Annotated in this window: 16 protein-coding genes; 7 read left to right on the top strand and 9 right to left on the bottom strand. The window is 62.3% G+C overall.

Translation table 11 applies throughout. The features are described from left to right. Window positions 1-75: 75 nt before the first annotated feature. The 3 genes from proY to BRD58_RS05160 all read right to left on the bottom strand — a co-directional run bounded on the left by proY (window position 76) and on the right by BRD58_RS05160 (window position 5,823). A complete protein-coding gene (gene proY / locus BRD58_RS05170) occupies window positions 76-1,473 on the bottom strand; it encodes a proline-specific permease ProY (protein WP_012847816.1) in 1,398 nt (465 codons plus the stop codon). A 138-nt stretch (window positions 1,474-1,611) separates the two neighbouring features. Beyond that, window positions 1,612-2,919 (bottom strand): branched-chain amino acid transport system II carrier protein, encoded by a 1,308-nt coding sequence (gene brnQ / locus BRD58_RS05165; protein ID WP_015461100.1) that lies wholly within the window; start codon window positions 2,917-2,919, stop codon window positions 1,612-1,614. 678 nt (window positions 2,920-3,597) lie between these two features. After that, on the bottom strand, window positions 3,598-5,823 hold the full coding sequence (locus tag BRD58_RS05160) for an EAL domain-containing protein (protein WP_073381884.1): 2,226 nt from the start codon (window positions 5,821-5,823) through the stop codon (window positions 3,598-3,600). Window positions 5,824-6,184: 361 nt separating this feature from the next. Here BRD58_RS05160 and BRD58_RS05155 point away from each other — a divergent pair, with 361 nt between their 5' ends. The 5 genes from BRD58_RS05155 to BRD58_RS05130 all read left to right on the top strand — a co-directional run bounded on the left by BRD58_RS05155 (window position 6,185) and on the right by BRD58_RS05130 (window position 14,516). Then, window positions 6,185-6,364 (top strand): YfgG family protein, encoded by a 180-nt coding sequence (locus BRD58_RS05155; RefSeq protein ID WP_225857575.1) that lies wholly within the window; start codon window positions 6,185-6,187, stop codon window positions 6,362-6,364. 128 nt (window positions 6,365-6,492) lie between these two features. Continuing rightward, on the top strand, window positions 6,493-7,944 hold the full coding sequence (locus BRD58_RS05150; protein WP_012847811.1) for a magnesium transporter MgtE N-terminal domain-containing protein: 1,452 nt from the start codon (window positions 6,493-6,495) through the stop codon (window positions 7,942-7,944). Between the two features lie 177 nt (window positions 7,945-8,121). After that, entirely contained in the window at window positions 8,122-11,151 is a 3,030-nt protein-coding gene (locus tag BRD58_RS05145; protein ID WP_073381880.1) for a diguanylate cyclase domain-containing protein, read from the top strand. Between the two features lie 33 nt (window positions 11,152-11,184). Continuing rightward, entirely contained in the window at window positions 11,185-12,537 is a 1,353-nt protein-coding gene (yegD, locus tag BRD58_RS05140) for a molecular chaperone (protein ID WP_012847809.1), read from the top strand. Between the two features lie 611 nt (window positions 12,538-13,148). Beyond that, window positions 13,149-14,516, top strand: a complete 1,368-nt coding sequence (locus tag BRD58_RS05130; RefSeq protein ID WP_012847807.1) for an APC family permease — start codon at window positions 13,149-13,151, stop codon at window positions 14,514-14,516. Window positions 14,517-14,628: 112 nt separating this feature from the next. Here BRD58_RS05130 and BRD58_RS05125 read toward each other — a convergent pair whose 3' ends face one another. Together BRD58_RS05125 and BRD58_RS05120 are read right to left on the bottom strand one after the other, a co-directional pair. Next, window positions 14,629-15,057, bottom strand: coding sequence for a TOBE domain-containing protein (locus BRD58_RS05125; RefSeq protein ID WP_012847806.1), 429 nt, complete (start codon window positions 15,055-15,057; stop codon window positions 14,629-14,631). Between the two features lie 103 nt (window positions 15,058-15,160). After that, entirely contained in the window at window positions 15,161-15,448 is a 288-nt protein-coding gene (locus BRD58_RS05120) for a DUF2623 family protein (RefSeq protein ID WP_012847805.1), read from the bottom strand. A gap of 176 nt (window positions 15,449-15,624) precedes the next feature. On the opposite strand from BRD58_RS05120, the gene BRD58_RS05115 reads away from it, so the two are divergent. Next, window positions 15,625-15,828 carry a hypothetical protein gene (locus tag BRD58_RS05115; RefSeq protein WP_005296746.1) on the top strand — a complete coding sequence of 68 codons (204 nt, stop codon included), beginning with the start codon at window positions 15,625-15,627 and terminating at the stop codon, window positions 15,826-15,828. Between the two features lie 216 nt (window positions 15,829-16,044). Here the strand turns inward: BRD58_RS05115 and yjjG are convergent, their stop codons facing one another. Then, window positions 16,045-16,719 (bottom strand): pyrimidine 5'-nucleotidase, encoded by a 675-nt coding sequence (yjjG, locus tag BRD58_RS05110; RefSeq protein WP_012847804.1) that lies wholly within the window; start codon window positions 16,717-16,719, stop codon window positions 16,045-16,047. A 609-nt stretch (window positions 16,720-17,328) separates the two neighbouring features. Here yjjG and BRD58_RS05105 point away from each other — a divergent pair. Further along, complete coding sequence (locus BRD58_RS05105) at window positions 17,329-17,643, top strand: hypothetical protein (protein ID WP_012847802.1); 315 nt, start codon at window positions 17,329-17,331, stop codon at window positions 17,641-17,643. Here BRD58_RS05105 and BRD58_RS05100 read toward each other — a convergent pair. Genes BRD58_RS05100 through BRD58_RS05090 form a run of 3 tightly spaced genes read right to left on the bottom strand, consistent with a single transcriptional unit; the run spans window position 17,640 to window position 20,758 of the window. After that, window positions 17,640-19,640, bottom strand: a complete 2,001-nt coding sequence (locus BRD58_RS05100; protein ID WP_069578304.1) for an FUSC family protein — start codon at window positions 19,638-19,640, stop codon at window positions 17,640-17,642. The two genes, BRD58_RS05105 and BRD58_RS05100, sit on opposite strands and share 4 nt — an antisense overlap. A gap of 14 nt (window positions 19,641-19,654) precedes the next feature. Then, window positions 19,655-20,512 carry an efflux RND transporter periplasmic adaptor subunit gene (locus tag BRD58_RS05095; protein ID WP_015461095.1) on the bottom strand — a complete coding sequence of 286 codons (858 nt, stop codon included), beginning with the start codon at window positions 20,510-20,512 and terminating at the stop codon, window positions 19,655-19,657. Between the two features lie 6 nt (window positions 20,513-20,518). Further along, window positions 20,519-20,758, bottom strand: a complete 240-nt coding sequence (locus BRD58_RS05090; RefSeq protein ID WP_015461094.1) for a DUF1656 domain-containing protein — start codon at window positions 20,756-20,758, stop codon at window positions 20,519-20,521. Window positions 20,759-20,797 lie beyond the last annotated feature (39 nt).

Raw genomic sequence — 20,797 nt, 5'->3', positions numbered from 1 at the left:
GAGCCCTTCTATAACGACAAACGGAGCCCTTAGGCTCCGTTTCTTTCTCTCGCGTTCAGCGGCGCGCGGCGCGTATCACTCCGCGTGCTCCGGCGGCAGCGACTGCGCCAGGTCCGGTGACGCCGGCTGACGAACAAAGCGATAGCCGATCAGCAGCGCCAAAATCCAGATGGCGCCGGCGTACAGCGATATCCGCGTATCCGGGAAATAGCCGATCAGCGCGATGATAAAGGCCAGAAACAGGATCCCCAGCAGAGAGGTATACACGCCGCCGCGCAGCGGGAAATCCAGCCCCTTGACCTGCTCCGGCGTCAGGCGACGACGAAAGGCGATCTGCGACAGCAGGATCATTATCCATACCCAAACCGTGGCAAAGGTCGCCAGGGAGGCGATCACCAAAAAGACATTCTGCGGCATGATGTAGTTCAGGTATACCGCCACCAGCAGCGCCAGCACCATCACCACGACCGTGACCCACGGAATGCCGTGGCGAGAGAGGCGGGCAAAGATACGCGGCGCATGTCCCTGCTGCGCCATACCGTGCAGCATGCGGCCCACGCCGAACACATCGCTGTTAATCGCCGACAGCGAGGCCGTGATCACCACAAAGTTCAGGATCCCGGCGGCGGTGGTAATCCCCAGGTGCTGGAAGGTCAGAACGAAGGGGCTGCCCTGGGTGCCGACCTCATTCCATGGATAGATGGACATGATCACAAACAGGGTGCCGACGTAAAACACCAGAATCCGCAGCGGCACCGAATTGATCGCCTTGGGGATCGCCGTCTTGGGATCGGCCGCCTCGCCGGCGGTGATGCCAATGATCTCAATCCCGCCATAGGCGAACATCACCAGCTGCAGCGACAGGATCATCCCCATCACACCGTGGCTGAAAAAGCCGCCGTTGCTCCACAGGTTATGAATGCCGGTCGGCTGACCGCCGTTGCCGATGCCCCAGATGATGATGCCAAAGCCCGCCAGAATCATCACCACGATGGTGGCGACCTTAAAGAAGGAGAACCAAAACTCCAGCTCGCCAAACACCCGCACGCTCATCAGGTTCACCGCGCCGATGATCAGCACCACGCTCAGCACCCAGATCCAGTGCGGCACCGCCGGGAACCACACCCCCATATAGATGCCGAACGCCGTCACGTCGGCGATCGCCACAATCAGGATCTCAAAGCAGTAGGTCCAGCCGGTGATATAGCCGGCCATCGGTCCCAGATAGTCCTGCGCATAGCGCGAAAAAGAGCTGGCCTGTGGGTTATTAACCGACATCTCACCCAGGGCACGCATGATGATAAACGCGACCACGCCGCCGATCAGATAGGCCAGCAGCACGCTGGGCCCCGCCATCTTAATGGCGTCGGCCGAACCGTAGAAAAGGCCGGTGCCAATCGCCGACCCCAACGCCATAAAGCGGATATGACGCGCATTGAGCCCCCGCTTTAGCTTATTGGCTTGTTGTTGCATGTGATGAGTTACCCATTCGCCTGTCAAAAAAAACACGGGCGCAGACGCCCGTGCTAAAAAACGCCGATGATTATAGAGTGGCCGCCGACGCAGTTCACGCCATCAACTGTAACAATTTCATGACGACCACGCTTTACATCATGACCGGGCGCGCCCCAGCAGGCGATCGTACAGGCCGGCCAGCGCCATCATGGCCAGCGACGGCGGCAGCCATGCCAGCCCCTGCTCCGCCAGCGGCAGATGCTGAACCCACGTAGGCAGGGACGTAACCATCCCCGCGCCGGTCAGCGCATCCAGAATGCCAAACAGCAGACTGACCGCCATCACCGGCACAAAGACCCGCGGCGCGCGGTGCCACCAGCGCAGGGTAAAGCTCAGCACCACCAGCGCAATACAGGGCGGATAAATGGCCGTCAGCACCGGGATCGAAATTTTGATAAGCAGGCTCAGCCCCAGGTTGGAGACCACCATGGAGAACAGACCCAGCATAAACACCAGCGTGCGGTAGCTCAGGGGCAGATGCTCGGCAAAGAATTCGGCACAGGCGCAGGTCAGACCGACCGCCGTCACCATACAGGCGATGAAGATCAGCGCCGCCAGGAAGATAGCCCCCATGTTGCCGAAGGTGTGCTGTACATAGGCGTGCAGGATCACCGCTCCGTTCTGGGCATCCGGCACCAGTACGCCGCTGTCGGACCCCAGCTTAAACAGGCTCAGGTACACCAGCGTCAGCCCCAGACCGGCGATCAGACCGGCCCAAATGGTATAGCGCGTCAGCAGGCGGGCATCGCTGACCCCGCGCGAGCGGGCGGCGTTGACGATGACGATGCCAAACACCATGGCACCCAGCGTATCCATGGTCAGATAACCGTTAACAAAGCCCGTGGAGAACGGAATCTGGCGATACACCTCGGTCGCCGGAACCAAGCTGCCCGCGGGCCAGATCAGCGCGGCGATCCCCAGGATCGCCAGCGCGGCAATCTTCAGCGGCGCCAGGAAGTGGCCCACCGTATCCAGCAGTTTTCCCGGGTACAGCGAAATCACGACCACCAGCGCAAAATAGATCACGCTATAGCCCAGCAGCGGCCACGTTCCCTCGCCGGTCAGCGGAGCGATCCCGACCTCAAAGGAGACGGTGGTGGTACGCGGAATGGCGAACAGCGGTCCCACCGCCAGATAGGCGACTGTCGCCAGCAGCAGACCGGCGCGGCGGCCCAGCGGCGAGCTGAGGGCGTCGATGCCACCCCCGACCTTAGCCAGCGCCACCACGGTCGCCACCGGCAAACCGACGGCGGTGATCAGGAAGCCCAGCGCGGCAATCCAGACATGTTCGCCAGACTGCAGTCCCACCATCGGTGGGAAAATAATATTGCCCGCGCCGACAAACAGCGCAAAGGTCATAAAACCCAGCGCCAGGATATCTCTAGAGGTTAAACGATGCGTCATAATATGATGTCGTGATGCCTTAATTCTTAGGATATATCCGCTGTCCACAGCGCGCGGCGGCCCGGCGGCGCGCAGCGGTTGGGAAGCGTCACTATTTGGTATCGCGGGGGAAAAATCCTTGCGGATGGCAACAGAGATCACTCTCACTACTCTGGGGGAGCTTACCTCAGAATCGCGTCAGGGCGGCATTTGCCCAGGTCCTTAACCGCATTTACATCCACACATACCACGCCGCGGGGAAACCGTGCACGCGCTCCAGTGCGGAGCCGCACAGCCCTGCCGCGCCTTGACGGCGACGGCATTCACGATCCCCATGCACGACAGGCGTAATATGGCGACAGCGGTGATAAGTAAACACGTTACCGCCGGTAAAAGACAAGTATTAAATTCAACTGCGGAATCATTCTCCATATAAATACACCAGTTTAGATAATGATTTGGAGTTATTGGAGTATGACCAGAGATAAATTGCCCCCATCGCTGGTGTACCCTGCGGGCGTTAGCGCAAAAAAACGCCGCCGAAAAGCATTTTCCTCTGTATAGCCCGGCGGGACACATCGCGTGGTCAGCACCCAGAAAATCGTGAAAGAGTCGACCCGTTAAAGACGAAGAATCAAGCTGATAACTGTCGATAGTCATCACTTTTCCCCGTTGCAAATAAAATAGCGTAATAAACCGCTATTCTTTTGCTGTCTCCGCCGCGGGCAAGAGCGCGCTCAGCGGGATCGGTACCCCGGCCAGGCGCCCCTGAATGGCGTCGACCCCCAGCTGCTTCAGGCGCGCGCGCTGGGCCTCGCTATCCACCCCCCGGGCCACGACCGTCTGGCGTCGAAGATGGGCAACCTGACACAGCGCCGTGACGATATACTGCTCCGCGCTGTCGGCGCCCAGGCGGCGGCTCAGCGCGGGCGTCATTTGCAGGATGTCGGCATCCAGGCTCTCCGGCTGGCCGCCGGCGTGAACAAAGTCTATGCCGCTCAGGGCGACGTGACACCCCAGCGCACGCAGCGCACTCAGCGCCGACGGCGCAGGCGCCAGCGCCGCCAGCTGGTCCGCCCGAAAGGTCAGGATCAGCTGCCAGGGCTCAATGCGGTACTGCCCCAGCACGCTCTCCAGCAGCGCCGGCAGCGTCGGCGGACTCAGACCGGCGCAGGAGAGCGGAATGGCCACCCGGATCCCGGGCAGCTGCGCCCGGTGCCGCTCGATAAAGGCGAGCGTATGGGTCAAGACCCAGCGGTCGAGCGCGGCCGTCAGGCCAAACTCCTCGGCGATCGGCAAAAAGCTCTCCGGGCTCAGGAGGCCCCCCTGCTCATCGACCATCTTCAGCAGGATCTCCTGATAGCTTTCGCCGCGAAAGCCGTCGATGGGCTGCACCGACAGGATAAAGCGATCGTTTTCCAACGCGCGTTGCAGGGTTCTCAGCAGGCTGGCCTTACGGCCAATCCCCTGCTGCAGACGGCGCTGATTCAGCGCTAGGCTCTCCAGCCGCCCGCTGTCCAGCGACTGCTCCGCCATCGCGCTCAGCTCGCCGATCAGGCTATACAGCGCCTCGACCGTTCCCGGAACGCCGCAGTAGCTCAGCCCCAGCTGCCGCTGCAGCGGCAGCCCATTCCACTGCAGGCGAAAGGCGTGCGCCACCTGCTCCAGATGGCGCAGCGTCTGCTGCGCGCGCTCGGGCTCCAGGCGGATCAGCAGATCATAGCCGGGCAGATGGTACACCCGCTCATCGGCGTGCAGCGCCGCCCGAAACGCGGCCGCCAGACGCTGCTTATAGCTCAGGCGGACCTGCATGCCATAGGTTCGGCACAGGGTATCCAGGCTGGCGATGCGGACGAAGCACAGCACCGAGCGGCCATAGCGCTGCAGATCCTGCTCCAGACAGCCGACGTTGGGCAGCTGCACCACCGGATCGATCATCGCCGCCCGGCGCATATGGCGATACAGACGGCGCTGCCGGCCATTGATCGCCGCCATCAGGATCACCGTCAGGGTAAACACGATCAGCATGGCCGTAATAAAGCAGATATTGCGGCTCAGATCGTCCAGTTCGACATAGCCTTCGTAGTTGAGCAGCAGGATGATCACCGCCACCGACCAGACCAGCGTACTCAGCAGATAGCCATAGCGCATGGCGCCAAAAATCATCACCGGCAGCAGCAGGATCAACGTATAGTCGGTAAACAGAATGCTGCCCTGCGCCTGCGCGCGGATGCACAGCAGGGCGATCATCACGGCAACGACGCCGCCCCAGAGATAGGGCTCCCACCCCGCGGCGTCGCTCGTTTGCTCCCGCCGGCAGCGGCGGCGCATCACCTGCCAGTAGCGCGGGCGGCGCAGCAGACGCAGCAGGTGATAATAGAGCGGGGCGCCCACCAGCGCGCCCAGCACCATCCCCTGATAGTTGGTCAGCGTACTCATCGAAAAGGGGAGCCGTTCGGCAAAGAAGGGATGCCCGGAAAACATCCCCATGGTGACCGCTATCTGGGTCAACAGAATGAACAGCAGAGGAAACATCCCCGCCAGCCAGAACAGGCGCGGCAGCATCAGACGGGGTTTGGCCAGCCCGGCGCGCCAGCGGTGCCCGGCCTGCTGGGTATATCCCCACCAGCAGAGCAGCAGCGTCAGGCTGAAGGGCAGCCCAACCGCCAGCAGCGGCGTCATGCCATAGGCGAGATAGAGCGTCGCCAGCGTCACGATCACGATCGGCGCCAGCATACGGCTACCGTACAGGAAACTCAGCGCCAGCGCGGCGGCGGGCAGCAGGGCGATAAGGTACGCCTGCCCGTTTGGCAGGATCACCCGCGGTGAGTACAAAATACTGAGTGGAATAACCAGCAGGGCGAACAGCAACGGTTCTCCCCAGCGGGACCAGCCCGATATGGTGCGACGCTTATCTGCTTTCATGGAAACGACTTAATCACTGCCCTTATCGCTCATCGCTACTCGCCGACAGACGCGAATAGCGCACCCTGTCACGCCCCGATCGCCCTATTTAGTCACCCTGCGATGGTATCACGAAAAGCGCGGCAGAAAAATGTGCCCGCCGCCCCCGGAGACAGCGGCGAAACCCCACGCGCACCCGGCATCTGCGCAAGAATCATCAATATTTTTTATGTAATAGTGCTCATCATCATATCCAGATCGCGCTCGCCGGGAGAAAATACCGACATCCTCGGCCATTGACGCCCGCCCGTTACTGTGCCTAAATCACCCTATAATTCCGAATAAGAGACCCTACGTTTTAATGATGATGATGACCCACAAGATGAAACGACGAACCAACATACGCATGACCCGGATCGTATTGCTGATAAGCTTCATCATTCTGTTTGGCCGCCTGCTGTATGCCTCTATCGGCGCGCTGAACCATCACCGCAGTCAACAGAACACCTCCGTAGAACAATCGCAGCCCCTGACCCCGAGCGACGCCGACCGCCGCCGCTGAGCGTTCCCGCACGCCCCCGCGATCTCCCCGTTGCGTCCCCCGGCGGCGGAACCGATAATGGCGGATCGCCGCCGTCCGTCGAACGCCCATTAACCCCATTGACAAACCATCACAAGGATTGAGCCACGATGTCCGCCACCGTTACCCTCAGCGCAGAGCAGCGTGCGCAGACGCGTACGCGTATTCTGCAGATCCTGCTGACGGAGCAGGCCGTTAGCGATGGTCTGCTCGGTCGTCTGGACGATCCCCAGCTGCTCAACGATCCGCAGCTGCTGGATGACAGCGCCGAGATCCGGCAGGCGGCACGCACGCTGCCTGCCGACGATCTCAGCGATATCCTCTGCGCCCTGCCCTGCGATCGGCGCCTGGCGCTCTGGTCGCAGCTGAGCCAAGGCCAACAGGCGCAGGTGCTGGCCAACGGCGATCCCTGCCTATGGCCAGAGCTGACGGCCACCCTGAGCGACAAGGCCCTGCTGCAAACCCTGCAGTCCCTGCCGCTGGAGCGCCGCATCACGCTCGGTCGCCAGCTGCCGCAGCCCCTGACCGGACGCATGCTCACCCTGATGGAGGGCGAGCAGCGCAGCCGCGCGCGCACCCTGCTGAGCTACGCGCTGCACAGCGTCGGCGCCCAGATGACGCTGGATACGGACACCCGCAGCGTACGTCAGGATATGGCCCTGCTGCTGCTGCTGCAGTGGCTACGCCAGCGGCCGCCGCTGCCCGGCGGCAGCGATCGGCTGTTCGTCACCGACGGCAACGGCCGCCTGTGCGGCGAATTGCCCCTGACCACCCTGCTGGCCGCCGCGCCGGACGGCCGCGTCGCCGATATCATGCTGCCGCCGCCCCAGAGCCTGCATCCCGACGACGATGCGCTCGACGCCGCCGCCGTGCTGATACGCGAGCGGCGCGCCTGCGTCCCGGTCACCGACGATAAGGGCATGCTGCTGGGGCAGTTTAACCTGATCCAGGCGGCGCAGTGCCTGCAGCGCCACCACGAGCAGCGCCTGTTCCGCCTGGCCGGCCTGCATCAAGATGAAGACCTGTTCGCCCCGATCACCCGCAGCCTGCGCGCCCGAGCGCTCCCGCTGGCGGGGATCTGCGCGCTGGCGCTGCCCGCCGCCCTGCTCAGCGCCGGCCTCAGCCCGCTGCTGGGCCACTGGCCGATGCTGGCCCTGCTGCTACCCCTGCTGATGCTCCTGTGCGCCAACGGCGCATGGCAGAGCGCCGCCGTTGCCCAACGGGCCCTCAACCGGCGACACCTGCTGCGCGCCAACGCGGCGCCGATCGTGGTGCGTGAGCTGGGCGTCGCGCTGCTGGAGGGGCTGTTCATCGGCAGCCTGCTCGGCGTTGTCGGCGGGCTCTACTACCAGGATGCGCAGATAGGCAGCCTGGTGGTGCTGATCGCCGTCGTGACCATGATGCTGTCCGCTCTGCTTGGCGTTCAGCTGCCGCGCCTGCTGGCCTGGCTAGGGGGGCGACAGCGGCAGGCCAGCATGGCGCTGATCGGCACCCTGAGCGGCAGCCTCGCCTGCCTGCTGCTGCTGCTGCTGGCCCGGCTGTTTTTAGGGGGCATCGCGTAGCGCGACGCCGGCCGGGAGAGGCAGAGCGTCGCCTCCGGTTTTAATCGACTAAGGTCTAGGTTTTACCGCGGCGCCAGCGCCCGACACTATACTGAGAAAAATCGTTTCACGGCCTCCGCTGCGACACTTCCACCGGCCGTGCGTTGGATACACTTTTGGGCAATCAGGGGCAGTTATATGGCAAGCAATTCTCCGTGTATCCGCGATGAGGTACACCCTGCCCCGTGGCAGCTGATGCTGTTTGCCGTCGTAAACGCGCTGCTGGCGCTGGTAAGCCTATTGCTGATCCGCGGCGATGCGGTGCTGCCCTCGCTGTGGCTGCCGACGGCGGCAACCGCCGCGATCCTGTTTCACTGCCGGCGACGAGACTGGCCCCGTCTGGTGGGCATTTCCCTGCTCACCAGCCTGCTGCCGCTGATCCTGTTCCCCACCGCTTTTCCTCCGCTGCACTATGGAATCTGCCACGCCCTGATCGATCAGCTGCAGGCGCTGCTCTGCGCGCTGGCGCTGCGCCGCTGCCTACACGGAAGCCACCCCCTGGGCAGCCTGCTTCAGTGGGCTTACTTTATCCTGATCGCCGTGCTGGCCATTCCACTGCTGTGCGCAGTCCTGGCGGCGGGCGTCGCCACGCTATGGTACCGAGACGCCTTCCTCAGCGGCGCCGGGTTCGCCTTTATGTCTGACGCGCTGGGAATGCTGGCGCTCACGCCGCTCGGGCTGCTGGCCAGGCCGCCCGGTGGACTGAGGCGCATCATCCCCCTGCAGACGTTCCCTATTCTGTTGATAACATTGGTAAGCGGTTACTATGCGCTGCCGCTGCTGCCGTACCCTTTTACCTTTATTCTTATTCCACTGCTGTGGGCCGCCGTCGCGCTGCCGCTGTGGCCGGCGTTCCTGATTTTTTGCTGCACGGCGCTGCTGCTGTGCGCCCAAATGAACGGTCACGCCGTCGCCATCGCCGGCGAAAGCCCCCTGCTGCTGTATATGCCGATCCTGCTGGTGCTGCTGCCGGCCCATGCCATCGCCATTCAGACCCATGCCTACCGCCGCGAGAGCCAACGTCTGGCGGAGAACGAAACCCGGCTGCGCAACGTCATGGAGTATTCCGCTATCGGTACGGCCCTGATCGACCTGCGCGGGCGCTGGATACAGTTCAACCCGGCGCTGTGCCGCATGCTGGGCTACGAGGCGGCGATCCTGCAGCATCTGCGCTACCGCAGCCTGATCTACCCGCCGGACAGGCTGAGCGATAAACGCCAGCTGGCCGACCTGTTGGCCGGCCATCTCGACAGCTATACCCTGGAAAAGCGCTACGTGCACCGCAGCGGGCGCATTATCTGGACGCTGCTGACCGTCTCGCTGGTGCGTTCGCCGCAGGCGGAGGCGCTCTACTTCGTGGCGCAGATGAAAGAGATTAACGACATCAAAAACAATGAGCGCCAAAAGCAGCGACTGCTGGATACCCTGCATCAAGAGCGTGAGCGCTTACACATCACGCTGAGCGCCATTGGCGAGGCGGTGATCAGCACCGATCCCCAGCAGATAATCCGCTTCATGAACCCCAGCGCAGAGAAGATGACCGGCTGGGCGCCAACCCGGGCGATCGGACGCCCTCTTGAACAGATCGTGACCCTGCAGGACAGCGTCAGCGGCGCCGCCTTCTCGGTGCTGCGCCCCCCGAACAACGAGGGCGACGGCGGGGAGAACGACTGCCTGCGCCTGGTCAGCCGCAGTGGGCAACGCTACGAGGTACAGAGCCGGGTCGCCGAACTCCGCCACAGCGACGGCGTACTGATGGGCTATGTCGTGGTTTTTCAAGACGTCAGCGAGACGCGAACCCTGCTGCGCCAGCTCTCCTACAGCGCGCTGCACGACCCGTTGACCGGTCTGCCAAACCGAGTCAGCTTCGAACAGGCCCTGCGCCGCGCGCTGCGCTCCGCCATCGAATCGCAGCGGTATCACGTCTTGGTCTTCCTCGACCTCGATTACTTTAAGGCCATCAACGACAGCGCGGGCCACGCCGCCGGCGATGTCCTGCTGCAAAACATCGCCCAGATGATGCGCTCCCTGCTGCGCCCCCAGGATATTCTGGCCCGCCTGGGGGGCGATGAGTTTGCCATGATCCTCAGCGACTGCGATATCGCCCAGGGAAAGCGCATGGTCGATCAGCTGATCCACGAGATCGCCGCCTATCGCTTTTACTGGCAGGGGGGGCTGTATCGCATTGGCGCCAGCGCGGGCCTGACCCTTCTGTGGCACCGCAACGCCCTCGCCGATGAGGCGATCAACCAGGCCGACGCCGCCTGCTACATGGCCAAGCGCAGCGGACGCGGGCAGGCGTTCTGCCACCAGGGCGACCGGCTCCCCAGCGGTTCTCTCGGCGTACATGAGCCGGATGCCGCCCAGCTCAGCGAGCTGTTGGCGGCGCAGCGCATTACCCTGCTGCTGCGCGCCGTCTGTCCACGTAGCGCTCCCCAGCAGATCCTGTTTTATCTGCTGGACCCCGAAGCGCGCCGCCCAGACGGCTCACCGTTCAGCGCCTCCGCGCTGGCGACCGCCTGCCTGCGCTATCAGCGTCAGCAGGATGTCGAGCGCTGGCTGTTCAGCCAGCTACTGATCCGCCACGCCCGCGCCTTGAGCCAACAGCCGCTGGCGCTGGCCGTTTCGCTCTCCACCGCCAGCCTGTGTCAGCCAACGTTTGTCAGCTGGCTGTGCGACACGCTGCGCAGCTCCCCGCTGCCCGCCCGCCAGCTGCTGCTGCGCCTGGAGGAGAGCGCGCTGATCGAACACCAGGCACAAACCGCCCCGGCGCTGAGCGCCCTGCATCACTGCGGCTGTCGGCTGATTGCCGAAGGCTTCGAACGCCGTCTGGAGAATATCGCCCGCCTGGAGCACAGCCCGGTGGAGTACCTGCTCGCCAGCAACGAACTGGTTGCGCAGGCCCACGCCAACCGTATGGACGAGGTCATGCTGTCGCTGCTGCACACCCAGGCCCGCAGCTGCGGCCTGCAAACCATCGCCGGCCCCGCCGAGCTGCCGGCGACGCTGGCCACCCTGAACCTGCTGGGTATCGATCTGCTGTTTGGCAGCAGTGTACATCCCACGCTCACGCTGCCCCAGCTGCTGAAACAGCTGAGCGGCGGGTCGACGCCCGCGACGGCGGCCGACGACAGCGCCCCCATTGCCGAGGACGCCGCAATGCAGTAAAGTCGCCGCCCTTCACCGGCATGGGAAACAACGATGTATATTGGTTTTGACTATGGTACCGCCAACTGTTCTGTGGCGGTCATGGACGGCGAGCAGATCCGTATGCTGCCGCTGGAGCAAGATTCACCCTACCTTCCGTCAATGCTGTGCGCACCGACGCGCGATGCGGTCAGCGAATGCTTACACCGGCACTGGCACATCCCCACCGGCAGCGACGAGAATCAGCGCCTACTGCAGCGCGCCGTCGCCGCTAATCGCGAAGAGGATATTCACGTCGATGCGGACAGCCTGCAGTTTGGCCTACAGGCGCTGCACAGCTACAACCGCGACCCGCAGGATGTGTACTTTGTAAAGTCGCCGAAGTCATTTCTGGGCGCCAACGGCCTTAAAGAGCAGCAGATAGCCCTGTTTGAAGATTTGGTCTGCGCCATGATGGCGCACATTCGACGCCGGGGCGAAGCCGCGCTGCAGCGCCCCATCGACCAGGCCGTCATCGGCCGCCCGGTCAACTTTCAGGGCAGCGGCGGCGATGACGCCAACGCGCAGGCCCAGGGAATACTGGAGCGCGCCGCGCGCCGCGCCGGACTGCGTGAGGTGACGTTTGAGTTCGAGCCGGTCGCCGCCGGACTGGACTTTGAGGCGACCCTATGCGACGAGCGGCGGGTGCTGGTGGTCGATATCGGCGGCGGGACCACCGACTGCTCCGTCCTGCTGATGGGGCCGCGCTGGCGCGCCATGCAGGATCGCAGCCAAAGCCTGCTGGGCCACAGCGGCTGCCGCATCGGCGGTAACGATCTCGACATCATGCTGGCCTTTCGTCAGCTGATGCCGCTGCTGGGCGCCGGCAGCAGTACCCTCAAGGGGATCGCCCTGCCGTCGCTGCCCTACTGGAATGCCGTCGCCATCAACGATGTTCCGGCGCAGAGTGACTTTTACAGCGCGGCCAATGGACGACTGCTGCGCGAACTGGTGCGCGACGCCAGCCAGCCGCAGCAGGTAGAGCGCCTGCTGCAGGTCTATCGCGATCGCCTGAGCTACCGGCTGGTACGCTGCGCCGAAGAGGGGAAAATCGCCCTGTCGCAGCAGCCCCACTGCCGCGTCGCGCTGGATTTCATTGCGTCGGGGCTGGAGACGACCCTGCACGACGACGCGCTGGCGGCCGCCATTACCCAGCCGCTGGCGCGGATTCAGGAGCAGGTCAGCGCGGCGCTGGCGGTCAGCGCCATCACGCCGGACGTGATCTATCTGACCGGCGGCAGCGCCCGCTCCCCGCTGATCCGTCGCGCCCTGGCGCAGCAGCTGCCCGGCATCCCGCTGGCCGGCGGCGACGACTTCGGCTCGGTGACCGCCGGGCTGGCGCGCGCGGCGCAGCGGCGCTACGGCTAACCCTTTCCCGCCGCCGATCTCGGCGGCGGAAATCCGCCACGCTAATGGTGTTTTATGTCAATTTGTTTCAGATGAACCGATTAAACGCGACCATCCGTACCTTTAGCGCGATCGAATAAAATAAATTAAATATAAAACAACAGGTTAATAAGCACCCCGCCGGACAAAAAATAAATTTAATAAATCGCATTCATCGCTTGTCATCCCCGATTGAGTGCGGCAAAATACGCGCCCTGCGAATAGCCGATGTTTTACGTTGTGTCATTAAGTAAAGACCAATGGACGTCGGTTATTTTTTTGTATCGCAGAAAATCAAAGTAGATGACTGAGGCCGGCCTTCGACCGGACATGATAATAGCTATTTATGCGGCTCCCCCGCATGTTGACTGAGGAAATCTAGATGGGGCAATCATTCGCTTTCGCACCGGGCTTCACCGGTATGCGCTGCAGCAGCAGCGACTATGGGGCAGGCGCGCCGTTTTCCGCACGCGCTTCTTTATCCCATCCCCTCTTTGAATATCCTGCATACCGCTTCACACGAAGTTTTCCTGTGACCTCTCCGCTTTGCGCTTCATCAAATCAAAACGTCGAGAGCATGGGAGGACTGCGTCATGGCTGCTAATTCCGCCGCTTCACAAAACCGCGTTCAGCTGCGCAAGACCCTGACCCTGGTACAGGTGGTCATGATGGGCCTGGCGTACCTGCAGCCGATGACGATCTTTGATACCTTCGGTATCGTCAGTGGACTGACCAACGGTCACGTTGCCACCTCTTATGCTATTGCGCTGATTGCCATCCTGTTTACGGCGATCAGCTACGGAAAGCTGGTTAAACGCTTCCCGTCCGCCGGCTCGGCCTATACCTACGCGCAGAAGGCGATCAGCCCGCACGTCGGTTTTATGGTGGGCTGGTCTTCCCTGCTTGATTATCTGTTTATGCCGATGATCAATATCCTGCTGGCCAAAATTTACCTGGAAGCGATTTTCCCCGGCGTCCCGTCGTGGATTTTCGTCATGGCGCTGGTCACCATGATGACGCTGTTCAACCTGCGCGGCATTAACCTGGTCGCCAACCTGAACACCGGCATCGTGATCGTGCAGGTCGCTATCATGATCATCTTCCTCGGCCTGGTGGTGCACGGCATCACGCAGGGCGAAGGCGCAGGCACCCTGCTCAGCAGCCGTCCGTTTGTCTCAGAGGATGCCCACCTGATCCCGATGATCACCGGGGCCACCATACTCTGCTTCTCGTTCCTCGGCTTCGACGGCATCAGCTCCCTGTCGGAAGAGACCCCGGACGCCGGGCGCGTTATCCCGAAGGCCATCTTCCTGACGGCGCTGATCGGCGGCATCATCTTTATCGTGGTCTCCTACTTCCTGCAGCTGTACTTCCCGGATATCTCCCGCTTTAAGGATCCGGATGCCTCGCAGCCGGAGATCATGCTGTACGTGGCCGGTAAATTCTTCCAGTCCATCATCCTGGTCTTCTCCTGCGTGACGGTGCTGGCCTCCGGGATGGCGGCGCACGCCGGGGTGTCCCGTCTGATGTACGTGATGGGCCGCGACGGGGTGTTCCCGGAGCGTTTCTTCGGCTACATTCATCCCAAGTGGCGTACGCCGGCCTTTAACGTCCTGCTGGTCGGGGCCATCGCGCTGTCTGCGGTCTCCTTTGACCTGGTCACGGCAACCGCGCTGATTAACTTCGGTGCGCTGGTGGCCTTTACCTTCGTCAACCTGTCGGTTATCTCGCAGTTCTATATTCGCGAGCGCCGCAACCGCACGCTGAAGGAGACCTTCTCCTACCTGATCCTGCCGCTGATCGGCGCGGCAACCGTCGGGGTGCTGTGGATGAACCTGGAGGCCAGCTCCATGACGCTGGGCCTGGTATGGGCGGCCATCGGCCTCGGCTATCTGGCCGTGCTGACCCGTCGCTTCCGTCAGCCGCCGCCGCAGTATCAGGATGCAGAGGCCGCACAGTAAAGCCGCTTACGCTCATCATCGCTGCGTAAACCGTAAAAAAAACGCCCCTCGGGGCGTAATGCCAGTCAGTTGCTTAACTGACTGGCTTTTTTTATCTGCGGCGAACGCCGTGCTACTGGCGCACCGCCAGCAGCACGCTGGAGGCTTTCACCAGCGCAATCACCCGGCTACCGGCGCGCAGATCCATGCTGTCCGCGCTCTCGTTGGTCACGATCGAGACCAGCGTCAGACCGCTGTCGCTCTTCAGCTCGACGGTGGTATTCACCGCCCCATGCTGCAGCGCCATGACCTCGCAGGGGAACTGATTGCGCGCCGAAAACGTCAGACCGCAGGTTTCCGAAGCCAACATCACCCACGGCGCCTTGATCAGCGCGATGGCCTCTTTACCCTGCGCCAGCCCCATGGCGTCGCGACTGGCGCTGGTGACGACCGCCACCAGCTTTTCCCCGCCGCTCAGCGTCAGCTCAACCTCATCATTCACCGCCCCTTCCGCCAAGGCTGAAACGGTTCCCTGCAACTGATTGCGGGCTGATACGGTCATTTTTTTCTCCTATCCGATCGTGAATACCGATAATGAATGTCGATATAGCCTAACAGAGTCACCGGTATTGATGCGCCGTCATTGCAGCAGAGTACGATCTGGATCAGATTCGTTCATAACCGGTGTAGTAATAGCGCTGCAGCTGGCTATCCTCGCCGCTGAGAAAAAACTCGGCGATGGCGTCGCGATCCAGGCCATACAGCCGGGCCAGCTCGCCGGCGCGGCAGGCGGCCATATAGCGATTATCGATACGCTTGGCAAAGCTGTAGGCGAACCCGCACACATAGCCACGCCGGTAGTCAAAGCAGCGCCGCTGCATCTCGCCGGCGCCGCAGGGCTCGTAGCACTTTACGCCGTCCATTACCCCATCGCCAAAGTGGTTCTTTCCCATGCTCTCCCCCGATCCGCGCGACCATTCGCTATATATCTAAATATATAACGAATGAGGGATCGGATGCCATCCCCGAAAAGGAGCCGAGAATACTACTATCGCTACTCCACGCTGCGCCCAGAAATCGGTATAATCGGCGCCGGTCTATCACCTATCCATCAACACGAGGTATTTCTATGGCAGACGAATTTGACAACGCCAGCGCGCTGGAAGAACTGGAACGCGATCTGGCGCTGGCCAACCGTCACAAACCCAGCATGGCGCCTACCGGGTATTGCTACAACTGTCACGCACCGATCCCGACGGGGAACTTCTGCGACAGCGACTGCTGCGAAGACTGGCAAAAAGTGCAGTGGGCCAAATCCCAGCGCCAGCGCTAACTCCCGCACTCTCTTCCCGCGCACAACGCCGTCGATACCCATCGCGGCGCCCGCTTCGCTGACCTGCGGCATCATTCGGCAGGCTGCTCGTACACCTCCCCGTTTGGGACTCCCCGCGCCATACGCACGGCGATCGGCTATTGCCTATTGCCGCGCCGGCGTCCGCGCATCCCCATGGCTCGCCGCCTCCCGCCGGAGACGGCGCCGCGGGCGCCATCAGGCCAGCAAAATCTGCTGCAGCTCGCGCAGCGATCCGACCTGGTAGCTGGGCGTGATCCCCTGCGGAGCCGGCTCATCGCGGGTATTCAGCCAGCAGGTATCGATACCGGCATTAATCCCGCCCAGAATATCGGAGTGCGGATTATCCCCCACCATCAGGATCTGCTCACGCGGGGGATTATCCATCAGGGCAAAGGCATGTTCGAAGATCGCCACGTCCGGCTTGGCGACCCCGACCTCCTCCGAGACCACCAGGGTCGCGAAGGCATCGCTCAGGCCAGTGCGCTGCAGACGCTCATTCTGCATGGCGGTAAAGCCGTTGGTGATGATGCCCATCCGCACCCGCCCCCGCAGGGAGAGCACCAGTTCACGGGCGCCCGGCAGCGGCTCGCAGATCTCGGTCATCGCCTGAACAAAGGCATCGTTAATCGCGCAGGCCGTCATATTGAGGCGCTGGGCCCATCCCTCAAACCGAACCTCCTGCAGCCGACGCGAGGTGATCCGCCCCTCCTGGTAATCCACCCACAGCGGCTGATTTACCGCCTCATAGGCCTGGTAATCCTCCACGCTGAAATCGACGTTAAAGCGGGAAAACATCAGGCGTAGCCCTTGATAGGCATCAAAGCGGAACAGCGTTTCATCCGCATCAAACAAAATCCAACTGTATTTCATCTCGCTCACTTTCCACTCAACTTCACCTGCGCGCCCCACGCCGCGGCATGCGACGGCGAAGAGGGCATGAAAATAACGCGCTGGCCCGGCGTCGTGTGACGCGATACGCAGGCAGCATCCCCCCCCGCGACCCGCGTACCCGGGCGCAAAAAACGCGGGCTATTGTGCCACAGAATGGGCAGAGCGCCTTACGCAACGCGAAAAAACGCCGCCGATGCCGGCGCGGTGGGCACATCCCTCGCGCCGCGCGGCCAATAGGGCTAATTTCGTTTAAATCGACACGTTCCCCCAAAAAAACGCCGCCATCCCCGCACGGCATGCTGGCAATCGCGGTCCTGATAGCGGGTCGTGCGAAAAATCCTAACGTTTTTCTACAGCCATTTGTTTTTATTGAGAGTTTTCTTTAGAAAAGCGCCTTGACGCTGCCGCCGCAATCTTGCTATACAGGCGCCGGCACCCTTTTGGGCTATGCTCTTTTTATCGCGATGTTATGTGGAACACGACCGCTGCATGCCCTCTGGCCACGCGTCTGTCGCCGCTGGCAGGCCAACCACAACGGGCATACCGCGGCCCTTTAAGGACAAAAACAGTCAATACCAGGATAGATCTATGGCCACCCGAAGATGGCACACGCCCGGAAACCCGGGCTCGGACAGCGGGCCACGTCTGCGTTCGCTAATCGATCAAATTGCAGAAAAACAGCGGTATGTACCGCCACCGCCGCGCTACCGCCTGCTGGTTTCGCTGCTCAGCGTCAGTGAAGAGATGCGCGACTTTTGCGCCCTGCACCGCATCAGCATCAGCGATGCCCCCTGTCTACAGGTGATGTTTGTCGGTGAAAAAGCCGATCTGCAGCTGCTTATTCGCTGTTTCCTGCCGCAGGAGCGGCAGGAGGCGTGCCTCAACGCGCTATATCTGGCTTAGTCCATCGCCATCTGCAGCTGACTCAGCGCACAGTATAAGCGCCAGATCACCCCGGCCAGATCGCGGGCGCTGGGGTTAGGATGGGCGGCGAGCAGCTCACTCATGCGCGCCAGCTGCGCCAGCGTGTGCGTCAGGTGCGCCTGCTGGACCCCCTCTTCGCTGATAATGCCATGCAGGCCCTGCAGACAGAGATCCCGCACGCGCTCCAGCGGGTCGCCGCGCGCCTCCCAGTTACGCAGCTGCCAGACGACGTGCGTACAGTTCAGCAGCACCATGCCCCAGCGCAGCAGCCAGCGGCGCGCCAAGGCATCCCGGCTTTGGTTCAGCTGGCTGATACGGTGATAGATCAGCGATTCATACTGCGCCTCGCTGCTGCGGGGGTGGGCTACCAGCTGCTCAACAAAGTCCCGACGCATCGCCCGAATAATACGCTGGCCTTTACGCCGATCGGAGCTGGGGTGAAGGATCTGAAACGCCAGCGCGGCCAGCAGCACGCCGCCGATCTTAGCGATGCTGCCGTTCAGCACGCTGGCATAGTCGTACTGCGGCGGATTGGTCACCATCAGAAACGATCCCATAAATACGATAATCTGCCCCCACAGCGCCGCGTGGCGAACGCTTTGCAGCTTCAGCAGCTGCATGGTCAACAGGATCGGCGCCAGGATCAGACAGAAAACCCAGAAGTCATTTATCTGGATCATCAGGCCAAACTTCAGCAAAAAGCAGAAGATTGACAGCATGATCATCGCCTTAAACAGCGTCATCAGGCTGCTCATCGGCGAGGCTGATGCGGAGTACAGCACGCAGGTTACGGCGGCGATCGCCAGCGCCGAGGCGCCGCTGTCCCATTGGGTCTCAATCCAGAATGCGCAGCCCAGCACCAGGGTACAGAAGGTTCGCAGCGCATTGTAGGCCGCCTCCAGCGTATCGGTATGCAGCGCCAGCGGCGGCGTGGCCGGCGGGGTCAGCGCCGCGCTCTCGCTGTCGCGCTGGGCCAGCCGCTGCAGCCAGCGCTCGCTGCCGAGGTACAGACGGACAAAGCGCTGTACCTGACGGACAAAGGCCTGCAGGCGCACCCGTGACGTTGGGCTCGCGTACAGCGACGCCAGCAGGCGCGCCGTACGGTAGGGGTCGCACGCCGGCTGCCGCAGGGCCTCGACGATCTGCGTCAGCACCGCCTCCAGCGCGGGCGGCGCATCGGGCCAGTGCTGCCGCATACGGCGGACAATGGCGATGGCGCTGGTCATGCGCAGCTGCTGGTGCAGCAGATAGTTTAGTACGTGATTATTGCGGCGAAAGTGGTAGTGGCTCCAGAAGGCCTGGATACGCAGCAGATTCAAGGTGAGGATCTCGCGGATCACCGACTCATGGGCCGTGCGCAGATCGCTGCCCGGCGCAGGCGCCCACAGCATCAGCGCATGATCCAGCAAGCGCTGATGCATGCGCCGCAGCGACGTCAGCAGCGTGGCGCCGTCCGAGTCATTGGGCATGATCATCATCATCAGCGCGCCGCACAACAGGCCGGTGATCACCTCGCACACCCGCGCCTGAGCGATATCGAATATTTGCATCGTATCGCTGCTGTTCGGCGTAGTAAACGCGATGATCGCCGCCGTATAGCCCGCTAGCGCAAAGGCGTAGGCGAGGTTGTTCTGATAGTGGTTAGAGACGTACGTGCACAGCGCTATCCAGCCCGCGATGCAAAAGGTAAACAGCCAGGGTTCATTCAGGCACAGCCCGGCGATCATCATCGAGGCCAGCGCCCCCAGCAGGCTACCGATAATCCGGCCGATGCTCTTGCCGATCACCCCGCCCACCGTCGGAAAGCTGACCACCGCCGCCGAGGTAAAAGCCCAGTAGGGCTCATCCAGATCCAGGGCGAACGCGATCCACAGCGCCAGACACATCGCCAGAGTATTGCGCAGCGCGTAGCGCCACTGCCCCGCCGTCGCCTTTCCCCAGGGCAGCTGCTGCCACAGACCGCCGTTGCGCGTCATCGTTTCACTCCGCCCTAGGGTGTAATCGTAATGGTGCAGGTCATTCCCGATACCAGCAGCGTATCCGCCGCCACGCCGTCCAGGGCGATACGCACCGGCACGCGCTGCGCCAGACGCACCCAGGGCACGTTGGGCTTCACGTTCAGCAACATATCGGCGCCCGGCTCGGCGCTCTGATCGTCGATGGCGCGCCCAATGCTTTCAACCCGCCCCTGCAGCGGCGTATTGCCGTCATACAGCATGATATCGGCCCGCTCGCCGACCCGAATATGGCGCAGCTTGGTCTCTTCAAAGTACCCCATCACATAGAACGAATGGCGATCGATCAGCGCCACCAGCGGCGTACCGGCGTGGGCATAGTTGCCGACCCGGGTGCGCAGGTTGGTGATAAAGCCATCCGTCGGCGCCTCGATACGCACGTGGGCCAGATCCCACTCGGCCTGCGCCAGGCTCTCGCGGGCGACCTGATAGGCGGCCTGCATCGCCTTAACATTCAGCTGGGCGGTATCCAGCGACTCGGCGGAGATGGCATCCGCCGGCAGACGCCGTCGCCGCGCGGCCTCGTGCTGCGCCTTGTCCAGATCGCTCTGCGCCCGCATCAGCGCCGCGCTGGCCCGATCGCGGGCAATAATGAACGGCTGGCTATCCAGCGTGAACAGCAGCTGCCCCCGGGTCACCGCCTGATTATCGCGTACCGCCACGCGGGTGATGCGCCCCGAGACCTCCGGCGTCACGCTGACCAGCTCGGCGCGGACCTTACCGTCGCGGGTCCAGGGCGACTGCATGTAGTAGTTCCACAGCCATCCGCCGGCGCACAGGGCGACGGCACAGACGATCACGCTCAAAAAATATTTCAAGGAGTGCAGTTTCATCGAAGACTATCCGCAGATTAGCAAGGCAAACGCCAGGGTGATGCATATCACGAGAAGAGAGAGATCCAGCAGCGTGGGATGCCAGATATCGCCGCCGTAGATCTGGGCGCGCAGCAGGCGGTGAACGATAAGCCACAGCGGCAATCCCAGCGCCACCGCCTTAAACAGCGGAGGAAAGTACAGTGAAGCCCCAACGACCAGATCGGTCAGGGGGGAAAACGGGAAGATCGGCATGATCGTTAGCATCACCAGGGGTCTATTGCGATGCGCGGCATCGACAGACTA

It is taken from the genome of Edwardsiella piscicida, assembly GCF_001896205.1.
GTDB lineage: Bacteria > Pseudomonadota > Gammaproteobacteria > Enterobacterales > Enterobacteriaceae > Edwardsiella > Edwardsiella piscicida.
Note: the sequence above shows the minus strand (reverse complement) of the source record. Positions and strands in the feature narration are given on the sequence as shown.

Bases quoted from the DNA above. Each gene is read 5' to 3' on its own strand.
- proY (WP_012847816.1), bottom strand. From the start codon at position 1,473: ATGCAACAACAAGCCAATAAGCTAAAGCGGGGGCTCAATGCGCGTCAT.
- brnQ (WP_015461100.1), bottom strand. From the start codon at position 2,919: ATGACGCATCGTTTAACCTCTAGAGATATCCTGGCGCTGGGTTTTATG.
- BRD58_RS05160 (WP_073381884.1), bottom strand. From the start codon at position 5,823: ATGAAAGCAGATAAGCGTCGCACCATATCGGGCTGGTCCCGCTGGGGA.
- BRD58_RS05155 (WP_225857575.1), top strand. From the start codon at position 6,185: ATGAAACGACGAACCAACATACGCATGACCCGGATCGTATTGCTGATA.
- BRD58_RS05150 (WP_012847811.1), top strand. From the start codon at position 6,493: ATGTCCGCCACCGTTACCCTCAGCGCAGAGCAGCGTGCGCAGACGCGT.
- BRD58_RS05145 (WP_073381880.1), top strand. From the start codon at position 8,122: ATGGCAAGCAATTCTCCGTGTATCCGCGATGAGGTACACCCTGCCCCG.
- yegD (WP_012847809.1), top strand. From the start codon at position 11,185: ATGTATATTGGTTTTGACTATGGTACCGCCAACTGTTCTGTGGCGGTC.
- BRD58_RS05130 (WP_012847807.1), top strand. From the start codon at position 13,149: ATGGCTGCTAATTCCGCCGCTTCACAAAACCGCGTTCAGCTGCGCAAG.
- BRD58_RS05125 (WP_012847806.1), bottom strand. From the start codon at position 15,057: ATGACCGTATCAGCCCGCAATCAGTTGCAGGGAACCGTTTCAGCCTTG.
- BRD58_RS05120 (WP_012847805.1), bottom strand. From the start codon at position 15,448: ATGGGAAAGAACCACTTTGGCGATGGGGTAATGGACGGCGTAAAGTGC.
- BRD58_RS05115 (WP_005296746.1), top strand. From the start codon at position 15,625: ATGGCAGACGAATTTGACAACGCCAGCGCGCTGGAAGAACTGGAACGC.
- yjjG (WP_012847804.1), bottom strand. From the start codon at position 16,719: ATGAAATACAGTTGGATTTTGTTTGATGCGGATGAAACGCTGTTCCGC.
- BRD58_RS05105 (WP_012847802.1), top strand. From the start codon at position 17,329: ATGGCCACCCGAAGATGGCACACGCCCGGAAACCCGGGCTCGGACAGC.
- BRD58_RS05100 (WP_069578304.1), bottom strand. From the start codon at position 19,640: ATGACGCGCAACGGCGGTCTGTGGCAGCAGCTGCCCTGGGGAAAGGCG.
- BRD58_RS05095 (WP_015461095.1), bottom strand. From the start codon at position 20,512: ATGAAACTGCACTCCTTGAAATATTTTTTGAGCGTGATCGTCTGTGCC.
- BRD58_RS05090 (WP_015461094.1), bottom strand. From the start codon at position 20,758: ATGCTAACGATCATGCCGATCTTCCCGTTTTCCCCCCTGACCGATCTG.